Here is a 23,317-nt window from a genome sequence, read left to right as displayed (position 1 = left end):
AAATAGTTTAAAGATTCTTCCGTCTAACCACTATGATAGGTAGGAAATAAATGGTACAATTGGAACCTATTATTCTAGAATGAAAGAGAAAAAAGGACATCCGTTAAAGCGGCTCTGCACTATGGGGATGGGCAGAGGGTTCTTTTGTAAGGGGGAAAGATAGTGGGATTTCGGAAGTTTCACCGCAATATCAAAATCAGGATCACTGAATCGTTCCTTAGTTCATTGATTGGAGGAATGATTTTTCCATTCGCAGCGATCTACCTGGCCCAGCATTTTGGGACCAAGACAGCCGGAATCCTCCTGCTTGTCAACGTAGGGGTTGGATTGGTAATCAACTTTTTTGGCGGGTATTTTTCAGATGCCTTTGGCCGGAAAAAGGTGATGGTTGCTGCAGAATTTATGCGGTTTATTGCGTTTAGTTTGATGATGGTCAGCAATTCGCCATGGTTCACATCGCCGGAAATTACGTTCTTGATGATGACCGTTAACAGTATTTGTTGGGGGCTGGCCGGTCCTGCCGGGCAAGCGATGCTGATTGATGTCAGCAAGCCTGAAGAACGCAAGGAAATGTTCACAATCATGTACTGGGCCAACAATTTATCCATTGCACTTGGGGGACTTTTGGGAGGGTACTTTTTCAAAGAATACCTCTTTGAACTGTTGGTGGCCTTGTCTGTCGCAGCATTATTGACTTGGGTACTGATCACCTTCTTTATTAAAGAAACCTATTTTCCTGCGGATCAACATGGAAAATCATTAACTTCCCATGGAAGAACAATGGTTTCCGGCTACAAGCAGGTTCTTGTTGACAAGCTATTTATTCTTTATGTACTGGCAGGAATTTTGGTCCTCTCGATGGAGTTCCAGTTGACCAACTACATTTCTATCCGCCTGGCAAAAGAGATGCCTATTACCGAATGGTTCGGCTGGTCATTTGGCGGGATTGAAATGCTTGGCTTTTTGAGGACGGAAAATACGATACTCGTAGTTGTAATGGCCTTATTCGCAGCAAAATTTGTCCAGCGCTACAAAGATCAAACCGTCTTGCTTGGCAGCTGTTTTGTGTTTGTCATCGGGTATGCTTTCATATCGTATTCAAACAATGTATGGATTTTGTTAATTGCGATGGTGATTGCAACGATTGCAGAAGTGGCGAGGGTTCCCGTCCAGCAGCAATACATGGCCGAATTGCCGCCCGAAAATGCAAGAAGTTCCTATATGGCTGTGTCGAGCATGTCGTATAATATGACAATGCTCGTCTGCTCGGTTACTGTTACCGTGAGTGCGTTCCTGTCAAGCTTCGGAACGACGATTTTTATAACGGGGATTGGACTGGCTGGAGTGGCAATCTTGTATTGGATCCTTCCTGCACTGGACCAAAGGACGAAAAAGACTCAAGTCATCGAAACAAGCGGGCAAGCAACAACGGTATAGAACTCTGTTCCGAAAGCTTGAAACCATAGAGTAATCTGAAAAAACGCAAGGTTGAAACTTATTTAGCCTTGCGTCTTCATTTTAGAAAAACACCATTGCCCCTTGCTTTCCCAATAATACTCCATCCAAGCCTCAAGTGTCCTTCAATGAAATTCTAAAGCACGTAACAGCCAAACCTTTCAACCTTTTTTATTGAAAAAGCTAGCCGGCTGGCCGGCTAGCGCCAACGCTCCAAGATAGTATCCAGAAGTAGGGGAGTAACGCCCACAATGTAGCTACTGTAGTTGGAGAGAGAAAAATATATCGATTATTTCGATTAATAAACACCCTATGTATTGATAATTTAAATTGTTCCTTTGAAAAACAACGAGTACAGTTAGGGGTGGCATTATTTGTACAGCCTATAAATTTGGCTTTTTATTTCTTTAAAGAATCCTATGTTGGAGGATCGACTTATGAGTCTTTATCAAAAAATCTTTAAGAATTACTGGAATCCTTACATTGCGATTAGTATTGCAGGATTGGTCAGTGCCCTGTACTTTGGAATTACCGGGACGGTTTGGGCGGTTACCGGGGAATTTACCAGGTTTGGGGGCCATATCCTTGAATGGTTTGGAGTCGATGTGGGTGATTGGGCATACTTTGGGCTAGTCGGCCTTGAAGGTACTCCGATAACCAGGACTGACGGCTGGATTGTTATTGGAATGCTGGTTGGTGCGGCGATTACCATTTTGCTTAGCAACAGTTTCAAGATTCGAATGCCAAAACAAAAGCGGCGTCTCGTTCAAGGCTTTATTGGAGGCATTATCGCTGGATTTGGTGCACGGCTTGCACTTGGCTGCAATCTGGCTGCCTTTTTCACTGGAGTTCCACAATTCTCGTTTCATGCCTGGATTTTTATGGTGACAACTGCTATCGGAACTTTCTTTGGCGTGAAAGTTGTTAACACAAAGTGGTGGCTCGGAAAACCGACGTTAATGAAAGGCCCGCTGAAACCGGTGAAACCTAAAGCCAAAAGCGAAAAGGTTCAGCCTATCATCGGCCTGATTGTTGCTTTGATATATCTTGCACTCATCCTTTATTTCTTCGCAGTAGGTAAAACCATGCTTGGAGTAGCCTGTATCGCAGGAGCTTTGTTTGGAATCCTCATTGAACGCGGGCAAATTTGCTTTACATCCGCATTCCGCGACATGTGGATCAGCGGCCGCGCAATGATGTCAAAAGCGATTGCCGTAGGAATGCTCATAAGTGTTGTCGTGACTTTCTTCTATATTCAAAGCGGCTCACTTGCCCTGATTAAAGTGGCGGCACCGAGCACAGCAATCGGCGGAATACTCTTCGGTTTCGGCATCGTCCTTGCAGGCGGCTGTGAGACAGGCATGATGTACAGGGCAATGGAAGGTCAGCTGTTATACTGGGCAGTGTTCGCAGGCAATATCATTGGTGCTACCGCACTTGCATATGGCTGGGATCATCTTGGCATATACAGTGCCCTTGTGGAAGGTTGGCCGAAAGTAAATCTAATCGAAGAGTGGGGACCAATGGGTGCGCTATTCGGAACCATTGCCATGCTCGTTGCCTGGTTCCTCATATCCTCTTGGTGGGAAAAAAGGTTCCGTTACGGCTCAGGTATCAAGCTTCAGAAGTCCGAGAGGCTTACTCATGTTACGAAGGAGGCATAATCCATGTCACAAGTTGAGGACGTTAACTATACACTAGACATTCGGGGCGAGCCTTGACCGTATCCCGTCATTTATGCGCTGGATGCGCTAAAAACCATGAAAATAGGTGAAGTCCTGCAAGTTATTGCAGACTGTCCGCAATCGTTCCGCAGTGTCCCTGAAGAAGCCGTCAAACATGGCTATCAGCTACTGGCTGACCCTGAGAAATACGGGCAGGATATTTACTTTTATATTAAGGTAGTAAAATAAAAGATTGGATAATTCAAAAGGCGCCAAACCAAAACGGTTGGCGTTTTTTTCATAAATAAACACCATTGAGTAGTGGACTAAGAGCAGGTACCCGATTAAATTGGCTGGCCAGTTGAAACAAATGTTATAATGTCAAAGTATTATATGTGTAGTTTCATAGGGAAGGGGAGAACAAAATGAAACGTATGTTATCAGCAATTATGATGATGAGTCTTTTAATAGCTATGCCAATCATGGCGTTTGCCGATGCTGCAGAAGGGGATGTACTTGTAACCCTCGGTGCAAACCTGACGCCAAAACAAAAAGAGGACTTGCTTGCCGAAATGAAAGTGGATGTGAACAGCGCCCAGGTTGTAGAAGTAACAAACGAAGAGGAACATAAGTACCTGGGTTCTTACCTTCCAAAAGCACAAATCGGAACGAGAGCCATCTCCAGTGCCAAAATTACGATCGGTGCCAAAAATTCCGGTATTGAAGTCGAATCGAAAAACATCAACTATGTATCGGACGAAATGTACATGAACGCGTTGACCACAGCCGGCGTAAAAGATGCCAGTGTGTATGTGACAGCACCTTTCACCGTTTCCGGGACAGGAGCGTTGACCGGGCTTATCAAGGCATATGAAAAAGCGTCAGGCGAAAAAATCCCCGAAGAGCAGAAACAGGTGGCCAACGAAGAAATGGTCGCCACTGCAGAACTCGGTGAAAAGGTTGGCCAGGAAAAGGCCGGGGAACTTGTCACTCTCATCAAAGACAAGCTTGCCGAGACGAACCCGAAGAACGACGAAGAGCGCAAAGCCCTTGTAGAGGAAGCCGCAAAACAAATTAATATCACTCTCACAGACCAGGACATCAACTTGTTTGCCTCGCTGATCGAAAAGTGGCAAAACCTTGATATCAACTGGAATGCAGTAGGAGATCAGCTTACGAAAGCAAAAGAAAAATGGGATGCATTTGCCGAAAGTGAAGAGGGAAAGAACTTCTTCCAAAAACTTGGCGATTTTCTAAAAGCCATCGTGGATGCAATTGCTTCGTGGTTTAAATAAGAGTGTAGTAAATTATTTGAAAAGCCCATCGGCCTGATTCGGGTTCATGGGCTTTTTTTGATTAAAATTTTTTACAAAACAATCTAGGGGTTCACTTTATTCCAGGCATTGATGATCTTGCTCTCGACAACAATTCAGAGACCGTCACAAATTCATAGCCGTTTTTGTGAAGTGCCATCAAAATAGGTTCAATCGCTTTTACCGTCTGTGAGCGGTCACTGCCGCCGGCGTCATGGAAAATGACAATATTTCCGGGTTTCGAGTCTAAAAGGACATTCCTCACTATAGCGTCTGTTCCTGGCCTGCTCCAGTCCTTTGAATCCTGATGCCAGGTCCAAAGTATAACAAAATAACCGCTTTCAATGGATGTCTTTATGATTTGGTCATCATAAGAACCTGCAATTGGGCGAAAAAGCTGCGGAGTTTTCCCGGTAATTCTATCTATAACCTCCGCGTTCTTCTTTAACTCCCGCCTTTAGGACTCTGGGTTTTTCATATCCCTGAACATGTGCCGGTACGTATGGTTGGCGATTTCGTGGCCTTCAAGCGCCTGCCGTCTCACGATTTCAGGGTACTTTTCCGTTTCTTTCCCGATTACAAAAAACGTTGCTTTTGCGTTATATTTTTTCAATGTATCAAGGATCTGGGTTGTATAGAGCGGATCAGGACCGTCATCGAAGGTAAGCGCAATTAGCTTTTTCTTTGTATCTGCTTCCCAAACCACCAGGCCTGACCATTCGTCTTTCCCGCGGAATGTATTCTCCAGCGAGAAAAGGCTTTGCATTCGCGAAGAAAACGATAAAGACACTTAACAAAACAAAAAGTTTTTTTAATATAGAAAACCCCACTTTTGATTATTAATGCTGTTTCCTCAAATTGGCCTCATTTACGCATAAGAAACAAGAGGAAAGATAAATTTTTTGGTGATGCAGGTATTAACCGAGCGAACGACGAAGAACGCAGGGCCCTTGTTGGGGAAGCCGCAAAACAAATAATAGCACTCTTAAAGACCAGGACATCAACTTGTTTGCCGCGCTGATCGAAAAATGGCAAAGCTTTGATATCAACTGGAATGCGGTAGGAGATTGAAGAGGAGGGGATTCCACCTACCGGCTGTGAATCCGCTTTTTTATAGAAGCGAAACGTTATTTTAGGCACAAATTTTATTAAAATAATCCGAACGGTCTCCTTCAACTTTCTACTATGTTAATAGGAGGAAATAGTATAATTTGGAGGTTAAGCACTAAGTGAATCCAAATGGAATGATTTAATGAAGAGTTTAACGAATTTTCGCCAGAAGTCCCCTTCCTCAAAAATCCGAAAGATTTTAGGTGGGGGATGAATGGCGTGGGTTTTCTGATTTGACCTAGATATGAAATCTCATAAAAAATATATATGGGTATCAGGAGACAAACGTGTGTTCTATTTGGTAAAATATTCTTATGTAGTATTTTACATTAACATGTACCAGGAGGTGAAAAGATGGCTACCGATAAGAGTGGGAAGCATATCAAAGGTACAAAAAAAGAGCTGCCCGAAGGTTGGGTTACGTATGGTTATCGTTACGCAATTTTCCCGGCTGAAGAAGATAGAAAACAATTAGAACGCTCTTTTGGATGCGAACGAAAAGTATACAATGAGTATGTAGCTGGACTCTACGAACACTTGGAAAAAATCGAGTTTCAAGGCCGATTCATTCAATACAAAATACCTAACTACACCACTATCACTCAGCGATATGAATTTCTCGATAAATCTAACGATTCGTTTGTTTATAATGATGCGAAAATGCGTTTCCAGGCTGCATTGAAGAAATATAATGATGAATTCGCAAAAAAACCGGTGCAGTACAAAAAATCGGTCTTGAAAAAAATGCGAACGATTGGGTATGTTCCAACCCTGCGAGACATTAAAGGTCTACCTAATTTCCACAGTAAGAAGCAAGGAAAGTTCAGCTACACCACCAATCAAACGAATGGAAATATTAAAATCGTCCAAAAGAACGAACAATTCTTACTTTGTATCCCGAAGTTTCGAAATGGAATTCCGATTGCCTTACATCGAGAACTGCCATTCGAAGGGATTATAAAGAAGGCGACCATTAAACGAGAAGGAAATCGCTATATGGTATCGTTGTCTATAGATTTTCCAATTAAGCAAGAGCCTTTACGGAGTAACATCAAGGCTGATGAAGTGCTGGCTTTGGATTATAACCAAACTGATTTATACGTGGATAGCGAGGGCCGTAAAGCCGGGTATCCAAGGTACCATAAAATCATTGAAAAGCGCCAAAGACGGTTGAACAAATCCCTAGCTAGAAAAAAGAATAGAGCTCTGGCCTATTCCGAGGGCAACATCATTTACTCAATTAATTATCAAAACACGGTTAAGAACTATCAAAAAACCATGACCAAGGCAAAAAACCAACGAAAAGATTTTCTCCACAAAAGAAGCAATCAGATAACCAATGATTATGCGGCTATTGTGGTGGAAGACTTAGATTTGAGTAATTTGGCTCAATGCTTGTCCTTAGGCAAGAAATTGCATGACAACGGGTTTGGCATGTTTCGTACCATGTTGGAGTATAAAGCGAAGAAAAATGGAAAACATCTTATCTTTGCAGATAAATTCTTCCCATCCACTAAGCTTTGTAGTGAATGCAATAAAAAAAAGGAAACAGTGAAACTCTCGGAGAGAGTGTATGTGTGCGAGCATTGTCACACAAAAATGGATAGAGACTATAATGCGGCTAGTAATCTAAAACAATACGGAATCAAGATACTTTCCGATTTAGGTTTTATGGCTGAGTTATCTGTCCTCGTATAGGTTGTATCCATTTTCAGTAGTGGCAGGGACGCCACGAATTCAAGGCTAGTGACATGAGGCGTTAGTCTTGTGGAAGACCTAGCAATAAAAGAAAAGGGCGAAAGCCTTTGGAAGCCCCCACTTCAAATTTCGTAGAAATTAAGTGGTGGGTAGTTCACTTTCTGCTTTATGAGGTGACATAAATGAAAGTCATTAAATACCGTAAATCTGTTGCTTTTAGCCGCTTTTTGATAGCGCTGGGAGCTGTCGTCCTCGGCCTCCTGCTGATATTTGTGGCGGCGGATGACCCTGACGCTTTGCTTTATCGAAAAATTATGTACTATGCCGGCGGGTTCGTAAGTATTGGGTTCTTTGGCCCGATGCTTATATTATTGACGTTCGTGCTATTCAAAAATCCGACCATGTTTTCTTACGATGCACAGAAAATCGTGATCGACAGCAAAGAAATGAAACGGACCGATTTATGGAAGGTAGAATTAAGTACCCTTCCCACCGGGATATTGGGCACAAAGGTCCCTGGCTTTTCGGTGTATACGAAAGATAAACAAAAGGTGAATATCCTAACCTATTATGTATTATCCAAAAAAGAACATGATGAAATTTTCAAGGCACTTAAGCAATATATTAGCAATCATAAGAGTGCGGTAAATTAAATGAGGAAAGGCTATGACCTTATTCAGTTCATAGGCTAAGAAAATGGCGACAATCATAATCGGTTGGCGCCATCTGTGTTATTTATTTAGAAAATAAAACTCCATGCCCAGATAAAGCATACTTTTAAAAGCCTATGATTGCTCCTGCCAAAGCTTCATTGGATTTGCTTGCCCTTCTTTCAAAGGCATTTGTATCATTGAAAGTGTTCGTTCTACTCTTGGTTTTTGCAATTCCTCATAGATTACTTTCGACGTACCCAATCCCACTTCAACGGCATCCTCAACTGCCGCACAATAATAAACCTTTTCAATTCCAGCAAAGTACATCGCCGTCAGGCACATCGGACAAGGCTCACCACTTGCATACATGGTGTAACCTGATAGGTCATTCGTTTGCAATTGCTCCTGCGCACGACGGATAGCAAGCAATTCTGCATGTCCGCTAACATCATGCTTTTTATGCAACTCATTCACGCCTTCAGCTACAACGGCATTATCTTTTACAAGTACTGCACCAAAAGGTTGTCCACCATCACGAACATTTTCTACTGCCAGTTCGACTGCCCGTTCCATAAATTGATCCAATTCAAACCCTCCAATACTAGTTTCACATAAACTAATTCTAGGATATTTACATTGTCTAATCAAAATAAACGGTTGCCTTCCGATTCGAAAGACTTCAATAAAGAGGGCGCCATCGTTGGCGCCTTTTTTATATCTTGATAATGAATGCACTAACCTATTCCATGGTATTACAGCTTTTCCACTGTAATAGTTTGGTAGATATTTTCTATATCGAATTTATTAACCTCTGGATACCAGTTTAAGCAGTTTGCAGTAGAATATGATATTGCTAACTTCAATGCCTCTTCATGTTTTAATTCCTGTAGAAGAGCATTTGTTAAAATGCCAAGAAAAAAATCACCTGAAGCAATAGGATTTTTAGCCTGAATTTTTTCAGCTTTAACATAATAGAATTCATTCTTCATTTTTGCTATTACACCTTTTGAACCTAGAGTAACGATAAAGTAAGGAATAGTTGGGATATCCCTCAATACTTGAAGATAATCATCAATTCCTTTTAACTGTTTTTCTGGAAATAAGTCCAAGATCTCCTCATCATTGATTTTTATTAAATATGGATTTGAATGATACGCTTCCACTAATGGTTTGCCACTTGTATCAATAAGAATTTTTACATTCTTTTTGTTTATTTTATTGCTTATATCAGCAATATAGGTATCTGGCATACCTTTCATTAACGATCCGGAAAAAACTAAAATATCATGATCATCAATATTCTCAATAATGTTTTTGCTAAAAGTCTCGAGAATGTCCTCTGATAATTCCAATCCTTTTTCGTAGACTGGATAGATACTATTTTTTTCGGTATCAACAAGAATGTTACAGAGTCTGGTATTGTGTTGAACCTCTGTAACGATTAAGTTTATGTGTCTGGCCTTCGTTAATTCCTTTAAATACTCCCCGTTATGCCCTCCTAGTATCGTATGGATACATATTTCCGCATTAGGATTTTCTTGTTTTATTGCGTAGGCAACATTGAAACTTTTACCACCTGGGAATTCTTTTACTTCATATGGTCTATTAGGAAGACTTGGATTGAAATCATTCATTAATAGTGTTCGATCAATTGCTGGATTGGGACATATTAAATGTATCATGGTTACACTCCTTTTTATCAAATATACCAAATTGCAAACTTAAAGCACAATATTTTTGGCAAAAAGCAAACTCATAAAAGGGTAAAAGCCAAATAAAAGCAAAATAATGCAAATAAAATGCAAACAAATCTATTGAACTTTCTGAAATTTTGTTCTAGAATAATGACAACGGTTCCAATAAGAAGGCAGGTGAAAACACGTTGAACCCTGAGGAAAGAAAGCAAAAAATAGTTGAAATTCTCAAAAAAAACAAATCAGTAAAAATTTTAAATCTGAGTAAAGCTTTAAAAGTTACAAGAGAAACCATTAGAAAAGATTTATATGAATTACAAAAAGAAGGATTAATTAAAAAAATACATGGGGGAGCCGTTCTTGATCAACCTAATCAGGAATCAGATTATGAAAGGAGAAAAACGAAAGAAGAAGCTGCTAAACGAGCGATTGCTAGGGAAGCAGTCAAGCATATAGAAGATGGAGACATCATTTATCTGGATTATGGAACCACAACCTATATGTTAGCGGAGGAATTAATAAACAGAAAAAATATTACTGTCGTAACAAATACGATTCCGATCGTTAATTTATTGTTACGAAATGATTCCATTAATTTGATCATTTTAGGCGGAGTGGTTCGAAAGAATGAGGATTCTTTATATGGACCATTTGCTTCTAACAATATAAAAAACATTTATGTTGATATTGGATTTTTTGGTTGTGGGGGAATCGATTGTTTCAGTGGTATAACAAATCATCATTTTGCCGAAACGGAAATTTCAAAAGAAATGATGACTCATTGCCAAAACAGAATTGTTTTAGCAGACCATAGCAAATTTGGTACAACAGCTTTTAATAAAACAGCGAATTTTTCTGATGTGGATATTATTATCACAGACAAAAAGATAAGTGAGGAAATTCAATCAGAAATTTCTAAGCAGGATGTAGAAATAGTCATTGCTGAAAGGATAGAAATGGGGGAACTTCATGATTGATAAAAAGTATATAGTAAAAAACCTTGAAGTAAACTCACAAAAAGAGTTGTTGGAAAGGTTAGGTAAACAACTTGTTGAGGATCGAATTGTGAAAGAGGGTTTTACTGAAGCTCTTTTAGAAAGAGAAAGGGAATTTCCTACGGGATTACCAGTCGTACCCGGAGTAGCGATTCCGCATACAAATGGAAGCTTGGTTAATGAAGACCGCTTATTATTTGCAACGCTGAAAAACCCTATTAAGTTTAACGAAATGGGTGCTGGTGAAGAAGATTTTGTTGATGTTCAAGTCGTTATTTTGTTAGCGATTGCAGATGGACAAAACCATATACAAACATTGCAAAAACTTATTGGATCTATACAGAAGGAAGGATTCATCAAAGGGTTGGTTGACAGCAAGGATACAGAAGAAATGGAAAGTATTATTCGTCAATACTTATAAAATGGAGGTTTTAACATGAAAAAAAATATCGTTGTAGCATGTGGTGGAGCTGTAGCAACTTCCACCGTGGCGGCTGAAAAAATCAGAGAATTATTGAAGAGAGAAAATATTGCGGCAGAAGTTTCACAATGTCGTGTTAATGAATTGGAATCCAAGAAAGACAGCGTCGATTTAATTGTTACAACTGCCAGATTAACAAAAGACTTTGGAGTGCCTGTTATTCATGGGGTTGCATTTATCTCAGGAATTAATGTGGAAAAAACTGAGCAAGCAATATTGGATGCATTAAAATAATATTTCTTGTCTTTTAGGAGGGGAATTACATGGAAGTAATTCAATATATAGTTGACCTTGGCCCAAGCGTTATGCTTCCTATTGTTATCTTCATCATCGGTTTGTGTTTAAAACAAGGTATAGGAAAGTCCCTTCGTTCAGGTTTAACGATTGGTATCGGCTTTATCGGTATCGGATTAGTGGTAGACCTGTTAAATAAAAATCTAGGACCTGCAGCCCAGGGTATGGCTGATAACTTTAATCTTGGGCTTTCTGTAGTCGATTTAGGATGGCCAGGTACATCACCAATGGCATGGGCTTCAACCATGGGATTAATTGCGATTCCAATTGCCATTGCAGTGAATGTCATTATGTTACTTCTACGTATGACAAGAGTTGTAAACGTAGATATCTGGAATATATGGCATATGGCATTTACAGGCGCAATCGTACACGTAGCTACTGGCAGTTTTGCTTACGGTATTATTGGAATCATTGTGCACGCAATTATCGCCTATAAACTAGGTGATATGTTCCAGCAGGCAACTGATAAATATTTTGGTTTAGAAGGGATTGCGATTCCACACGGAACGTCAGCATACATGGGTGTTATTGCGACACCTATCGATGATTTAATTGAAAAAATCCCTGGAGTCAGAAAAATTAAAATTGATGGAGAAAAGATTGAAGAAAAACTTGGTGTCTTTGGTGAACCAACCATTATCGGAGCTATATTAGGCTTTATTATTGGCTTAATGGCGGATTACACAGTTGGCCAAGCTCTTCAATTAGCTGTTCAGATGGCAGCAGTTATGGTATTGATGCCATTGGTTGTAAAAATGATTATGCAAGGGTTATTACCTATTTCAGATGCAGCTAAGAAGATGCTCGATAAGAGATTCAAAGATAGTAATTATCGCATTGGTCTAGATCCTGCCCTTTTACTAGGTGACTCTGTCGTTATCTCAGCGAGTTTATTATTTATTCCAATAACCCTATTAATTGCCGCAATCGTTCCTGGTAATGAAGTGTTGCCATTTGGTGACCTGGCAACGATTGGATTCTTTGTAGCGATGGCAGTTGCAATTCACAAAGGAAATCTGTTTAGAACACTAATCTCGGGATCCGTGATCATGTTTATTACGATTTGGATTTCAAATCAGATGATTTCATTGCAGACTACACTGGGACAAAATGTAGGTTTAGTAGATGCTGGTGAGCGTGTTTCCTCATTAGACCAATCAGGAAGTCCAATTACTTACGCACTAGCAAAAGGACTGAATCTTGAAATGGGAATCGGATTTTTCGTTATCTTGGCGATTTATGTGTTCAGTTTCGGATATACATTTATGAAATATAAAAAAGGAACGATCTATGTGGAACCGCAGGAGGATTTTCAACAAAAAAATGCAGGGTGATCAACCTAAAGCAATAGGAGTGAGAGGATTTGAAAGCTCTTAGTGTAACAGACATAGAAACTTTCAGTTTAGAAGAGATTGAAAAACCTCGAGCAAAAGCTGGAAATGTTGTTATAAAAGTAGCGTATTGCGGGATATGTGGATCCGATATTCCAAGATATTTTAATGGAGGTGTTCATTCATTTCCGCAAATTTTAGGGCATGAATTCTCCGGAGTGGTTGAAGAAATTGGAGATAGTGTCAACGAAATTAAAGTAGGGGATAGAGTTGCTGTAGCACCATTAGTACCTTGTGGTTCATGTGAATATTGCCAAAAAGGCGAGCCGGCTATGTGTAAAAAATATAGTTTCATAGGTTCCAGGCAAGCTGGAGCAATGGCAGAATTCGTGGAGGTTCCTGAAAGAAACTGTGTCAGACTCCCAGAGAATTTATCCCTAAAGGAAGCCGCACTTGTAGAACCTTTAACCGTTGCCATTCATGGAGTGGACCGAGTAGATGTTCACGCCGGTGCAAAAGTTATGGTGCTCGGTGCAGGTACTATCGGGTTACTGACCTTGTTAACTTTACGGGCAAAAGGTGTCGGCGAAATTATTGTTGTTGATTTAAATCAACGAAAATTAGATTTAGCCAAGAAAATTGGTGCTGATGTAACGATTAATCCTAAGAATCAATCTCTGGAAAATTATTTTTCATCGCATGAATTACCTGAAATTGTTTATGAAACAGCGGGTAGCAATATAACACAGGTACAGGCAGTAGAGTTTGCAAGGAAAAAAGGAAAAGTCGTGTTTATTGGTACCTGTACGAAAGATGTGGTTTTCAAGGCAGAGTCATTTGAAAAAATCCTTCGTAATGAGCTGGAAATCACTGGCTCATGGATGTCTTATAGTAGTCCCTTTCCAGGATATGAGTGGACCGCTGGTTTAAGGTATATGGCTACGAAGGAAATTGATGTGACTCCATTAATAACCGGGAAGTTTAAATTAGAAGATAAAGAGATTCCATTTGAAAAAATGGTAGAAAAGGATTCAGATCAAATTAAGCTTCTTTATAAAATCCATCACGATATACAATAGGAGGACCTTATGCTTGAAATTAGTCATACAAAATTCAATGCTTTAAAACGATTGTCGAATGAGAATAATGTAATTGGTGCATTAGCGATCGACCAACGTGGATCCCTCAAGAAAATGATAGCTCAGTCCAGTCCAAAAGAAGTTGGCGATGAAGGAATTATACATTTTAAGGAACTGATTTCAGAAGAATTAACACCTTTTGCATCTTCAATCTTACTAGACCCTGAATATGGTTTACCAGCATCCAAAAAGAGGGCCGAAGATTCCGGATTGATCCTGGCTTATGAAAAGACTGGGTATGATGCTTCGGAGCCTGGAAGACTTCCAGATTTGTTGGAGGAGTGGTCAGTTAAACGATTAAAAGACCAAGGTGCAGATGCAGTGAAATTTTTACTTTACTATGACGTGGATGAAGATGTAAAGATCAATGAATATAAACATGTGTATATGGAGCGTGTCGGCTCAGAATGTATGGCAGAAGACATTCCATTCTTTTTAGAAATTGTTACGTACGATGCGAAAAATGATGATGTAAAAGGAAAAGAATACGCAAAGGTGAAACCACGCAAGGTTATTGAGGCAATGAAGGAATTTTCCAAACCCCAGTATCATGTGGATGTGCTAAAAGTAGAAGTTCCGGTTAATATGAACTTTGTAGAAGGATATTCGGAGGAAGAAATCGTTCACTCTCGAGAAGAAGCCCTTCAATTTTTCAAGGAACAAAGTGAAGCTACTGACCTGCCATTTATTTTTCTTAGTGCAGGGGTTTCCGCAAAACTATTCCAAGATACTTTACGGTTTGCAAAGGAAGCTGGCTCTACCTTCAACGGTGTGCTATGTGGCCGCGCTACTTGGAAAGATAGTGTAAACATTTATGGTGCGGATGGAGATGAAAAAGGTAGGGAATGGCTAAGGACACAAGGCAGGAAAAACATTGAAGAGCTTAACGAAGTTATAAATTCTGCTGCAAGTTCTTGGTTGGATAAAGTTCAAGTCAAATAAAGTTCGTCCCTGTTATGCCTTGAAATTCGTGTTTCGCAGATAATTTGAGTTCAAAATTGATCGTATAGTTGGAGGGATATGAGGATAGGCGTAACTGCACCTCAATATCCCTTTACTATTGTATGGATTAAAATGGTCATCAGATTGAAAAGCCGGACTATTAATTAACCATTTAATTTTGCATCACTATGACACTCCAGGTGATGTGGAGAACTGGTGCTTTGACCTGAACGTTTTTAAAAATGTTTGCTTCTAATTTTAAAGTAATGTTTTGGCCGGGAAAATAAGTAAGGGAGTTAATTTAATTGGTTATCAAACAATTTACGGTTATTGATGAGATGGGGATACATGCTCGTCCCGCAACAGTATTAGTACATGCTGCAAGCCAATTTGATTCTGATATGAATCTAGAATGTAATGGCAAAAAAGTAAACTTACGATCAATAATGGGAGTCATGTCATTAGGAATTGGACCAGGTGCTAAAATCACTATAAGCGCTGAAGGTAACGATGAGGAAGAAGCTTTACGTTTTTTTGAAACTACATTAAATAAAGAAAGGTTGGCTGAGTAAATGAGTAGTTTAAAAGGTATAGCAGCATCCAGTGGTATTGGAATTGCAAAGGCGTATCGTTTAGTACAACCCGACCTTTCTTTTGAAAAGACCGTCATAACGGAAGCAGACAAAGAAATCCAACGTTTTCAAAATGCCCTAATCACTTCAAAGAAGGAACTTGAAGTCATACGTGATCAGGCTAATGATAAGCTTGGTGCAGACAAAGCAGCCATCTTTGATGCACACTTGCTGATTGCCAATGATCCGGAACTTATTTCTCCGATAGAAGAAAAGATTAAAACAGAACAGGTAAATGCTGAATATGCATTAAAAGAAGTGACAGATATGTTCATTACGATGTTTGAGCAAATGGATAATGACTATATGAAAGAACGGGCAGCTGATATTCGTGATGTAACAAAACGTGTTCTTTCGCATTTGCTTGGGGTACACTTGGTCAATCCAAGTATGATTTCAGAAGGGGCCATCATCGTTGCGGAAGACTTAACACCTTCAGATACGTCTCAATTAAATCGTCAATATGTAAAGGCATTTGTGACAAATATTGGCGGTCGCACCTCCCATTCTGCTATCATGGCTCGTTCCATGGAGATTCCAGCGGTTGTTGGAACCAAAACAGCAACTGCAGAAATTCAAGATGGTGATGTCATTATTGTCGATGGCTTAAAGGGTGAAGTACATATTAATCCTACGCCAGCAGTGATACAGCAATACAAACAGGAACAAGTTCGTTTTGAGGAACAAAAAGCGGAATGGGCTAAATTAGTGAATGAAAAAACCGTTTCAGCTGATGGACACCATGTTGAATTAGCTGCGAATATTGGTACTCCTAATGATTTAGACGGAGTACTCAACAATGGCGGTGAAGGAATCGGTTTATATCGTACTGAATTTTTGTACATGGGCAGAACCGAACTTCCGTCAGAGGAAGAACAATTCGAGTCATATAAAGCTGTTCTAGAAGGAATGGATGGTAAACCTGTTGTTGTTAGAACACTAGATATTGGCGGAGATAAGGAACTTCCATATTTGGATTTACCAAAAGAGATGAATCCATTTCTAGGACTCCGGGCTATCCGGCTTTGTCTGGAAGAGCAGGACCTATTCCGTACCCAATTACGTGCGCTCCTTCGAGCAAGTCCTTTTGGAAATTTAAAAATTATGTTCCCTATGATTGCCACTCTCGATGAATTTCGTGCAGCTAAAGCAATTTTAGAAGAAGAGAAGCAAAAGCTAATAAATGAAGGAACGCGGGTTTCCGACCAAATTGAACTCGGCATTATGGTTGAAATTCCGTCAACAGCTGTATTGGCAGGCCAATTTGCAAAAGAAGTAGATTTCTTTAGTATTGGAACAAATGATTTAATCCAATACACAATGGCTGCAGACCGTATGAATGAGCGAGTTTCCTATCTGTATCAACCGTATAGTCCTGCTATTTTACGTTTAGTAAAGATGGTCATTGATGCTGCCCATAAAGAAGGAAAATGGGCTGGAATGTGTGGTGAAATGGCTGGAGACGAAATAGCCATTCCGTTATTACTTGGATTAGGACTTGATGAATTTTCAATGAGTGCTACATCAATCCTAAAAGCTCGTTCCCAAATTCTTCGCCTTTCCAAAAAGGAAATGGAAACTTTAGCAGAAAACGCCCTGCAATTTGGTACAACAAGTGAAGTAGTAGAGGCAGTAAAGAAAGCTTTGGAAGATAGATAATTTGGATTATTGCTGTTGTCCAATTGGCTCCGATAAGAAAACGAGGAATAACCGTTCGGTATTTTACAATGGCTACAGCCTTTTAATAGAACGAGAGCCATGGGTAATTTCGAATAACTATTTCTTGAAAGTCATTATAGATGTGCAATTGCGTCATGATTAAATGATAAAGCAAAAATGGCGCCATTCATACTTGGTTAGCGCCATTTTAATTAGAGGTTAGCTTAATCTATACTAGTTTGAAAGATTTTATATTATTCATTTTCAACTCATAGTTTTCATAATATGACAGGTGAACAGAGTTTATACCATCAGAACTGGAAATCGAAGCATGTATAAGTTGCTCATAAACATTTCCTAATAAGTCATTGTACTCAATGATTAAATTCAAAGCATAAAGGGATTCAGGATTATCTTTTGTAGCAGGAGCATAAATCAAGAATTTAAAACTCTTTTCATGATCCTTCTTTACCAATTTATATGAATATCCAATATTCTCTTCTTGTAGTAATATGTCGTGATTATTTGCATCCAAGAATTTAAATTTAATTCCACTTATTTGAGCGTGGCCAATACCCACATTACTAATAATCAAGTTGAAATACCATTCAATACTATTTTCATCCTGGTATGATGCATTATTGATATTAATATGGGGAATAACTTCTCCTGCTAATTGTCCATTAGAATTATCAAAATCAGCTTTATCATAGCTGATTCTATATTCTAGTATGGGGATTACCGACAATCTATTTTTCTCATGTTCTAAATTGTTCTGAGATTTCAAGGTCAGGTAAACACCTAAGAAAGTTACGGCACCCCCTAAAGTACTACCAAGAAAGCCCCCATAAAATCCTAACCAATCGTAAGTCTTACTAAGAGGGATATATTTGGTTATATTATAGATATCTAAAGTAAGGAAAATTAGAGGAGTAAAAATAATAATAAAAATAATAAAAAATAAGATCTTACTAAATTTCATTCAAGAATCTCCTTATTATAATTTTCTAGCTTAGATTTACAGTAATAAAATGTTTTGGAAAAATCGTTATTGAGAAAACCCCTTTTGCCCCTTACACTTAAGATAATACTCCATCCAATCCACTAGCGACACTGTTAAGAACTCAAAATGATGCACTAAAGAGACGCCGACTGCTGCCCTTGATTTTAACCTATGCTTATGTAACTTTGCCAAGAGATTGATTTAGTGGTTCACATAATGAAAAAGGTAAGGTGAATATATGGGATTCAATATTTTTTATAAAATTGAAGGAAAAATTATAGAGTTTCTTTTAAGAAAACAAAAGAACCCTTTGGTGGACAGGGATCTATTCTTAAGGGTAAACAGTTTGGCAATGAGGCCTATGGGGGAACCAAAGTTGCCACTTTACAGAACCAGGCATGACAAAAAGAATGCATTTAAAGTGATTAATGGTGGATTGAGTGAAAAAAGAAAAGATTAATTTGTATGTTGATGATTTAAGAGATTGTCCAAACGGATTTGTAGTGGCGCGGAACATGGAGGAAGCTATTCATTACATCGAGAATCGTGACGTTCATATTCTTTCACTTGATCATGATTTAGGTGAAGATGAGGAAGGAAAACTATTGCCGACAGGCTACGACCTGGTGAAGTATTTTTGTGAAAGAGGGCTGAGGGCTGACAAGATATACCTGCATACGGATAATGGAGTTGGCCGTGATAACATGTATCATACCCTTAAGGCTGCCCAAAGAAGAGGGTTTATTGATAATGATATAGAAATCTACCATTATTCGATAACAGCAAATAGATACTCTGGAAATTAGATTATGACAAGTGCATTGTTTTGAAAGAGTCAGGCCATTTTGAATAAGTATATAAGAGGGTGTCATATTCTTTCAAAAAGGTTGGCTAGAGAAACATTTTTAATTTTATCCGGTTGCCATCGCGGCCGGTTTTTTTTGTGTAAAAAATTTGTCATATTCCGATATGTCCTTTTCAGCAATACATCTATATATAAAGGATGAGAGGATGGAGTGATATGAATTGAGACGATGCAAGGATTCTACTTTTAAAACGGAGGTTAGGGTAGAGCAATTTATTGATAGCAGAACGGCCAATGACGATTAATCCGACTTTGGCGGTAAAGATCGGATTGAATGAAGCAATTGTGCTGCAGCAAATCCATTATTGGCTTAAGAAGAAGTTACATATCATCGAAGGCCGCAGCTGGGTGTACAACACTTATAAGGAATGGAACCAGCAGTTTCCACTCTGGTCGGAGAGTACCATTAAGCGTGTGTTTAAAACCCTAGAGAACCTGGGCTATGTCATATCAGGCAATTTCAACAAATCAAAGCTGGACCAGACAAAGTGGTATACAATCGACTATGAAAAATTGAGGGAACTAGAAGATGGGGAATCTGCTTTCACTCAAATCACAGCAGTGCTGGTGGAATAAAAGAACAGCAAGTTGTAGGAAAATTTCTGTCGTTGAAGTGATGGAGTGTCTGAATAAAAATCTTGTTCATAGTATTAGCGAAAAAAAAGAAGACTGCACTGGGAAGAATTCAAGATGTAACGATAATAGGTTGAATGATTGGCTAAATTATTTAAAATGGGAGGGTTCATCTCAATATGGAATATAAATATATAAATGCTCCTCTCACGACTGCAATAAGTAAGGAGCTTATTTTAGAATTATTTAATGATAGGTTAGTGTTAAGAAAAACGATTATTAATGAAGTGATTAAGACGCATCAGTTGAGAGGTGGACAGGAAGCAAACGTTAAAAATCAGAAAGGAAAGATAAAAAAGGCGTTAGAAGCTTTAAAGAGAGAGGGGAATGCAATTAACCCTGTCCGTGGTTATTGGCATATAAAAAATGCCTTAAATATAAGAAAAGCTAATGCTTCTGAGGGTGAAAAAGCAAACCAAGCAGCAGAGAATACAGAAAAGATAAAGGATAATTTCAATGCTGATCTTATTTTAGGTAAAGGGACTAGTGCGGTTTACTTATATTATCTGCCAGGCTATGAAAAAAATCGGGAAAAGGATACATGGGCATGCAAAATCGGGAAAACGGATAAGGATCCATTACAAAGAATAAGTTCTCAAGCATCAACAGCGCTCCCCGAAAAACCCAAAGTAGCAATAATAATAAAAACAGACAATGCCCATGCTTTGGAGCAGGCAGTTCATAATATCCTTATTTATAGAAAGAAAAATATAGACACTGCTTTCGGAAAAGAATGGTTTGATACCAATCCCGATGAGTTTCTTACCATTGTACAATTCATTTCAAAATCAACCCTGCTTTTTAATATGTGACAAAGCATGCTTGTAAGGAGTATGCTTTGTCAATAAATGACCCAATACTCATGATAATACTCCAACCGGTTCCCCAGCGTCCCGTATGGAACTCAAAGTATAGCAATCGTTTTCCCCGCTCATTCTCAAAAGATGCAAAAGTATATGGGAAACTCTTTTTCCTGGTTAGTAGATTGAAGAAACCATATTAACTTACTCTCCTAGTGATACTTCATTTATTTCTCCGTTGTCCCCATATGAAATTCTAATTCATGAAATAAAACGCGCAATAAATCTCTTATCCCCCCCGCTCAAGAAAAATTAATCCCATGCGACCCTAACCTGAGTTCATCCTTTAAAAATCCTCTTAAAACACAGAAAACGTATGTACCCCAGTCTTCATTCCTCTCAAGTATACTATTTGAAATTCACCCAGAGTTTAAGGGGAAAATAATCCCCTTCCTTACCTTAGATACTGATATAATTTAAAAAGGATTTTATTCATTTGATGAATATCATTTAATATAAGAAAGAAGGAAGGTTTAAATATGCAGAGATTGACCCACATTATAATGAGTTTACTATTCCTCATAACTTTTGCTTTGAAATATAATTTTAATGAGGTCAAACTTTCTAATATACTATCGATATTAATTGCAGTAGTAGGTTTTCTAGTTTTCCTAAACATGATAATATGGTCGATTTATTTTGTAATCGATAGGTTTTTTAATTGGTATGACAAAAGAAAACAAATAAATTATTCTATGATGGAATGGTTAGGGGACACAAATGTAAATATAAATTTATATGAAGAACTTACTAAAATTAAAGATTTTAACCGAGAAGCATTTAATCATAATTATCAAATTGTAAAGCAAAAGATAAAAGAACAATATAGTACTAAAAATGATTTAAAGGGTTTTAAAAATTATCTGGAATTACGAATTAATAGTCAAAAGTATATTTCTATTTTAAATTCAACCCAAGCAATTTTGATTGCTATTATAATTCCGACCATTTTAACCTTTTTAAATTTTAAAGATATTTCGTCTTTAGCTTCTTCTATTAATGTAGTGCTGTTTTTTATATTTTGGATCACTTTACTTAGTGCAATAGATTTTTTTGCGAGACAGATGGATTTAATGAAAGTTTTACTAAGATTGGTTACCGAATGTATAGAAGAAAAATCAAAAGTACATTGAAAGCATTTTGAATAAGCACATATTAGAAATTTTAAAAAATGAAAAATCCCTTGACTCTTATACTAAATCCTAGTATAGTAATAAATGTCCTCACAAAGAGGAAACAAAATAACGATTCCGTAGCTCAGCTTGGGAGAGCACTACCTTGACAGGGTAGGGGTCGCTGGTTCGAGCCCAGTCGGAATCATAACTAGTCCTGATACTTATTGTATTAGGGCTTTTTTATTTTCGACTTAACCGAACATATGTTTTATAATGTAAGTATAAACATCCACAAGGGGGACTCCGGCTATGAAGAGAGTTTGGGCGTACTACCGTGTCTCTACTAAAAGTCAGGTTCTTCATCATGAAGTTACTTTACAAAGGAAAGCGTGTTTGAGTTTTGTTACGAATAAGCCGAATTGGCAGATGTACCGAGAAATTGAAGATTTAGGTGTTTCTGGCTACCAGGTCAATTTGGATGACAGGAAAGGTATCCACAGAATTAGGATAGGTGCCCAATCTGGTCGATTTGATGTCCTTCTCGTTTTCATGTTGGATCGCTTAGGAAGAAATCCAGAGGAAATGAAGACTCTTATTAAAGAACTACATAGTCAAGGAATAGAAGTATGGTCAGTCGTTGAAGGAAAGATTAAGAAGTTCTCCAAACAGGAAGAGATGTATTATAACCACAGCAGGATTGAAGTTGAAAAGACGTCTGAACGGGTAAAGCAGAGGCTCCTCCAATTAAATGAAGAAGGAATTTTTACTGGGGGTACTGCTCCATTTGGATATATTATTGCAAGTACCGATTCCCGCTTAACAATCAATAAAGAAGAAGCAGAAAATGTAAAACATATTTTTTATATGGCCGAGAATCAAAGTTATGGCTGCAGCAGGATTGCTCAGGAGCTTAATAAGGTAGGATATTCAACAAGAAGCGGTAAACCATGGATTTATAATACAATATCAAGGCTCCTTAGGAATCCTATATTTATTGGCAGGCCAGCTTTTAATAAATATGGGCCTTATGGTAAGAAGGTAAACATAACAGAATGGAAACTCCAGCCTAAGAACGAAAGCTTGGTTATAATTAGTGATGAACAATTTTATAGAGTGCAAGAACTGATGAATGGCCGTCGTCCTTCAAAAGGAAATACTGATTTTCCAACAAAAAAGGATTTCCTTTTGGATGGTCTTGCTTATTGTGGGTATTGCGAACGGAGACTAAAAGCTGAAGTGAACAGGAACCGGCCTAAGAAAAAGAATGGACTTACGAAGGAACCAAAAATCTACCGCCGATATGTATGCGAGCATTCCAAGAATAAATTAGAATTCCATGGCCAGAGAGATTTTGGAGCAGATAAACATGAAAAGATGGTAGTGGATTTATTGCGAAAAGTTATTGAAGACAAGAGTATTGTTCTTCACGAGGACTTACTCTCAAATGATATAAACTCAATTAAGAATCAAATTCTTAACCTGGAGAAAACCATTGCAGATTTTTATCTTACTCAATCTGCTGAAAGACAGGAACTGCAAAATTACATAAACCAATTAAATGAGCTTGAAGATCACTATTATGAGCTACTGGAAATGGATAAATCGATTAATAGAGTTAAGGGTTCTCTTGTAAATTTCTCAGAAAAGGATATCGAAAAGATCATTCAAGCACTTTTTGATAAAGTAATATTAACTAAGTCGGGGATTGACTGCAAACTAAAGAATTACATAGAATTTCAAGAGCGCGTCATTCTAAATGTTAGTGTGTAAAAGTAAAA

25 protein-coding genes and 1 tRNA gene are annotated in these 23,317 nt (G+C 38.4%); 21 read left to right on the top strand and 5 right to left on the bottom strand.

Going from position 1 to position 23,317, the window contains the following annotated elements; translation table 11 throughout:
* The first annotated feature begins 162 nt into the window (after positions 1-162).
* The 4 genes from A8F94_RS15865 (at position 163) to A8F94_RS15855 (ending at position 4,414) form a co-directional block, all read left to right on the top strand.
* Positions 163-1,437: an MDR family MFS transporter gene (locus A8F94_RS15865; RefSeq protein ID WP_066202345.1), complete on the top strand. Its 1,275-nt coding sequence runs from the start codon at positions 163-165 to the stop codon at positions 1,435-1,437.
* Positions 1,438-1,892: 455 nt separating this feature from the next.
* Positions 1,893-3,119, top strand: a complete 1,227-nt coding sequence (gene yedE / locus A8F94_RS15860; RefSeq protein WP_066202343.1) for a selenium metabolism membrane protein YedE/FdhT — start codon at positions 1,893-1,895, stop codon at positions 3,117-3,119.
* Positions 3,120-3,188: 69 nt separating this feature from the next.
* Positions 3,189-3,368 (top strand): sulfurtransferase TusA family protein, encoded by a 180-nt coding sequence (locus A8F94_RS25825; protein ID WP_302621317.1) that lies wholly within the window; start codon positions 3,189-3,191, stop codon positions 3,366-3,368.
* A gap of 176 nt (positions 3,369-3,544) precedes the next feature.
* Positions 3,545-4,414, top strand: a complete 870-nt coding sequence (locus tag A8F94_RS15855) for a DUF1002 domain-containing protein (protein ID WP_066202342.1) — start codon at positions 3,545-3,547, stop codon at positions 4,412-4,414.
* A 91-nt stretch (positions 4,415-4,505) separates the two neighbouring features.
* On the opposite strand, the gene A8F94_RS25445 is transcribed toward A8F94_RS15855, so the two are convergent.
* Positions 4,506-4,697: a hypothetical protein gene (locus A8F94_RS25445; RefSeq protein WP_139070103.1), complete on the bottom strand. Its 192-nt coding sequence runs from the start codon at positions 4,695-4,697 to the stop codon at positions 4,506-4,508.
* A 192-nt stretch (positions 4,698-4,889) separates the two neighbouring features.
* Positions 4,890-5,198, bottom strand: a complete 309-nt coding sequence (locus A8F94_RS25440; RefSeq protein WP_139070102.1) for a polysaccharide deacetylase family protein — start codon at positions 5,196-5,198, stop codon at positions 4,890-4,892.
* Positions 5,199-5,896: 698 nt separating this feature from the next.
* Here A8F94_RS25440 and A8F94_RS15840 point away from each other — a divergent pair.
* Complete coding sequence (locus tag A8F94_RS15840) at positions 5,897-7,240, top strand: RNA-guided endonuclease InsQ/TnpB family protein (RefSeq protein ID WP_066202340.1); 1,344 nt, start codon at positions 5,897-5,899, stop codon at positions 7,238-7,240.
* 182 nt (positions 7,241-7,422) lie between these two features.
* Positions 7,423-7,893 carry a hypothetical protein gene (locus tag A8F94_RS15835; protein WP_066202337.1) on the top strand — a complete coding sequence of 157 codons (471 nt, stop codon included), beginning with the start codon at positions 7,423-7,425 and terminating at the stop codon, positions 7,891-7,893.
* Between the two features lie 132 nt (positions 7,894-8,025).
* Here A8F94_RS15835 and A8F94_RS15830 read toward each other — a convergent pair whose 3' ends face one another.
* Both A8F94_RS15830 and A8F94_RS15825 read right to left on the bottom strand, forming a co-directional pair.
* Positions 8,026-8,478 carry a nucleoside deaminase gene (locus A8F94_RS15830; RefSeq protein WP_066202335.1) on the bottom strand — a complete coding sequence of 151 codons (453 nt, stop codon included), beginning with the start codon at positions 8,476-8,478 and terminating at the stop codon, positions 8,026-8,028.
* Between the two features lie 167 nt (positions 8,479-8,645).
* Complete coding sequence (locus tag A8F94_RS15825; protein ID WP_066202334.1) at positions 8,646-9,575, bottom strand: 1-phosphofructokinase family hexose kinase; 930 nt, start codon at positions 9,573-9,575, stop codon at positions 8,646-8,648.
* A 200-nt stretch (positions 9,576-9,775) separates the two neighbouring features.
* Between A8F94_RS15825 and A8F94_RS15820 the strand changes: the two genes are divergently transcribed.
* From A8F94_RS15820 to ptsP, 8 genes are all read left to right on the top strand, one after another.
* Positions 9,776-10,564, top strand: coding sequence for a DeoR/GlpR family DNA-binding transcription regulator (locus A8F94_RS15820; protein ID WP_066202333.1), 789 nt, complete (start codon positions 9,776-9,778; stop codon positions 10,562-10,564).
* The gene (locus A8F94_RS15815) at positions 10,557-11,003 is read left to right on the top strand and encodes a PTS sugar transporter subunit IIA (protein ID WP_066202332.1); all 447 of its coding nucleotides are present in this window, start codon (positions 10,557-10,559) and stop codon (positions 11,001-11,003) included. The genes A8F94_RS15820 and A8F94_RS15815 overlap by 8 nt, the downstream gene beginning before the upstream one ends.
* A 15-nt stretch (positions 11,004-11,018) precedes the next feature.
* Positions 11,019-11,297 carry a PTS galactitol transporter subunit IIB gene (gatB, locus tag A8F94_RS15810; RefSeq protein ID WP_066202331.1) on the top strand — a complete coding sequence of 93 codons (279 nt, stop codon included), beginning with the start codon at positions 11,019-11,021 and terminating at the stop codon, positions 11,295-11,297.
* 29 nt (positions 11,298-11,326) lie between these two features.
* Positions 11,327-12,694, top strand: coding sequence for a PTS galactitol transporter subunit IIC (locus A8F94_RS15805; RefSeq protein ID WP_066202330.1), 1,368 nt, complete (start codon positions 11,327-11,329; stop codon positions 12,692-12,694).
* Positions 12,695-12,723: 29 nt separating this feature from the next.
* On the top strand, positions 12,724-13,770 hold the full coding sequence (locus A8F94_RS15800) for a galactitol-1-phosphate 5-dehydrogenase (RefSeq protein ID WP_066202328.1): 1,047 nt from the start codon (positions 12,724-12,726) through the stop codon (positions 13,768-13,770).
* A 9-nt stretch (positions 13,771-13,779) separates the two neighbouring features.
* Entirely contained in the window at positions 13,780-14,772 is a 993-nt protein-coding gene (lacD, locus tag A8F94_RS15795) for a tagatose-bisphosphate aldolase (RefSeq protein WP_066202326.1), read from the top strand.
* A 305-nt stretch (positions 14,773-15,077) separates the two neighbouring features.
* On the top strand, positions 15,078-15,344 hold the full coding sequence (locus tag A8F94_RS15790; protein WP_066202324.1) for a phosphocarrier protein HPr: 267 nt from the start codon (positions 15,078-15,080) through the stop codon (positions 15,342-15,344).
* Complete coding sequence (gene ptsP / locus A8F94_RS15785) at positions 15,345-17,063, top strand: phosphoenolpyruvate--protein phosphotransferase (RefSeq protein ID WP_066202321.1); 1,719 nt, start codon at positions 15,345-15,347, stop codon at positions 17,061-17,063.
* A 229-nt stretch (positions 17,064-17,292) separates the two neighbouring features.
* Here ptsP and A8F94_RS15780 read toward each other — a convergent pair whose 3' ends face one another.
* A complete protein-coding gene (locus A8F94_RS15780; RefSeq protein WP_066202318.1) occupies positions 17,293-18,045 on the bottom strand; it encodes a hypothetical protein in 753 nt (250 codons plus the stop codon).
* Positions 18,046-18,304: 259 nt separating this feature from the next.
* Between A8F94_RS15780 and A8F94_RS15775 the strand changes: the two genes are divergently transcribed.
* The 7 genes from A8F94_RS15775 to A8F94_RS15745 all read left to right on the top strand — a co-directional run bounded on the left by A8F94_RS15775 (position 18,305) and on the right by A8F94_RS15745 (position 23,309).
* Positions 18,305-18,526 (top strand): hypothetical protein, encoded by a 222-nt coding sequence (locus A8F94_RS15775; protein WP_066202317.1) that lies wholly within the window; start codon positions 18,305-18,307, stop codon positions 18,524-18,526.
* Positions 18,507-18,872, top strand: a complete 366-nt coding sequence (locus tag A8F94_RS15770) for a cyclic-phosphate processing receiver domain-containing protein (RefSeq protein ID WP_066202315.1) — start codon at positions 18,507-18,509, stop codon at positions 18,870-18,872. The genes A8F94_RS15775 and A8F94_RS15770 overlap by 20 nt, the downstream gene beginning before the upstream one ends.
* 293 nt (positions 18,873-19,165) lie before the next feature.
* A complete protein-coding gene (locus A8F94_RS15765) occupies positions 19,166-19,507 on the top strand; it encodes a hypothetical protein (protein WP_066202313.1) in 342 nt (113 codons plus the stop codon).
* A 176-nt stretch (positions 19,508-19,683) separates the two neighbouring features.
* Positions 19,684-20,376: a GIY-YIG nuclease family protein gene (locus A8F94_RS15760; RefSeq protein ID WP_066202311.1), complete on the top strand. Its 693-nt coding sequence runs from the start codon at positions 19,684-19,686 to the stop codon at positions 20,374-20,376.
* A gap of 527 nt (positions 20,377-20,903) precedes the next feature.
* The gene (locus A8F94_RS15755; RefSeq protein ID WP_066202310.1) at positions 20,904-21,557 is read left to right on the top strand and encodes a hypothetical protein; all 654 of its coding nucleotides are present in this window, start codon (positions 20,904-20,906) and stop codon (positions 21,555-21,557) included.
* A gap of 113 nt (positions 21,558-21,670) precedes the next feature.
* Positions 21,671-21,744, top strand: a tRNA-Val gene (locus A8F94_RS15750).
* A gap of 104 nt (positions 21,745-21,848) precedes the next feature.
* Positions 21,849-23,309, top strand: a complete 1,461-nt coding sequence (locus tag A8F94_RS15745) for a recombinase family protein (RefSeq protein WP_066202308.1) — start codon at positions 21,849-21,851, stop codon at positions 23,307-23,309.
* The last annotated feature ends 8 nt before the right edge of the window (positions 23,310-23,317 follow it).

This window comes from Bacillus sp. FJAT-27225 (assembly GCF_001685025.1).
Classification (GTDB): domain Bacteria; phylum Bacillota; class Bacilli; order Bacillales; family Cytobacillaceae; genus Bacillus_D.
The sequence above is the reverse complement of the archived record's forward strand: the minus strand, read 5'-3'. Positions and strand labels throughout refer to the sequence as shown.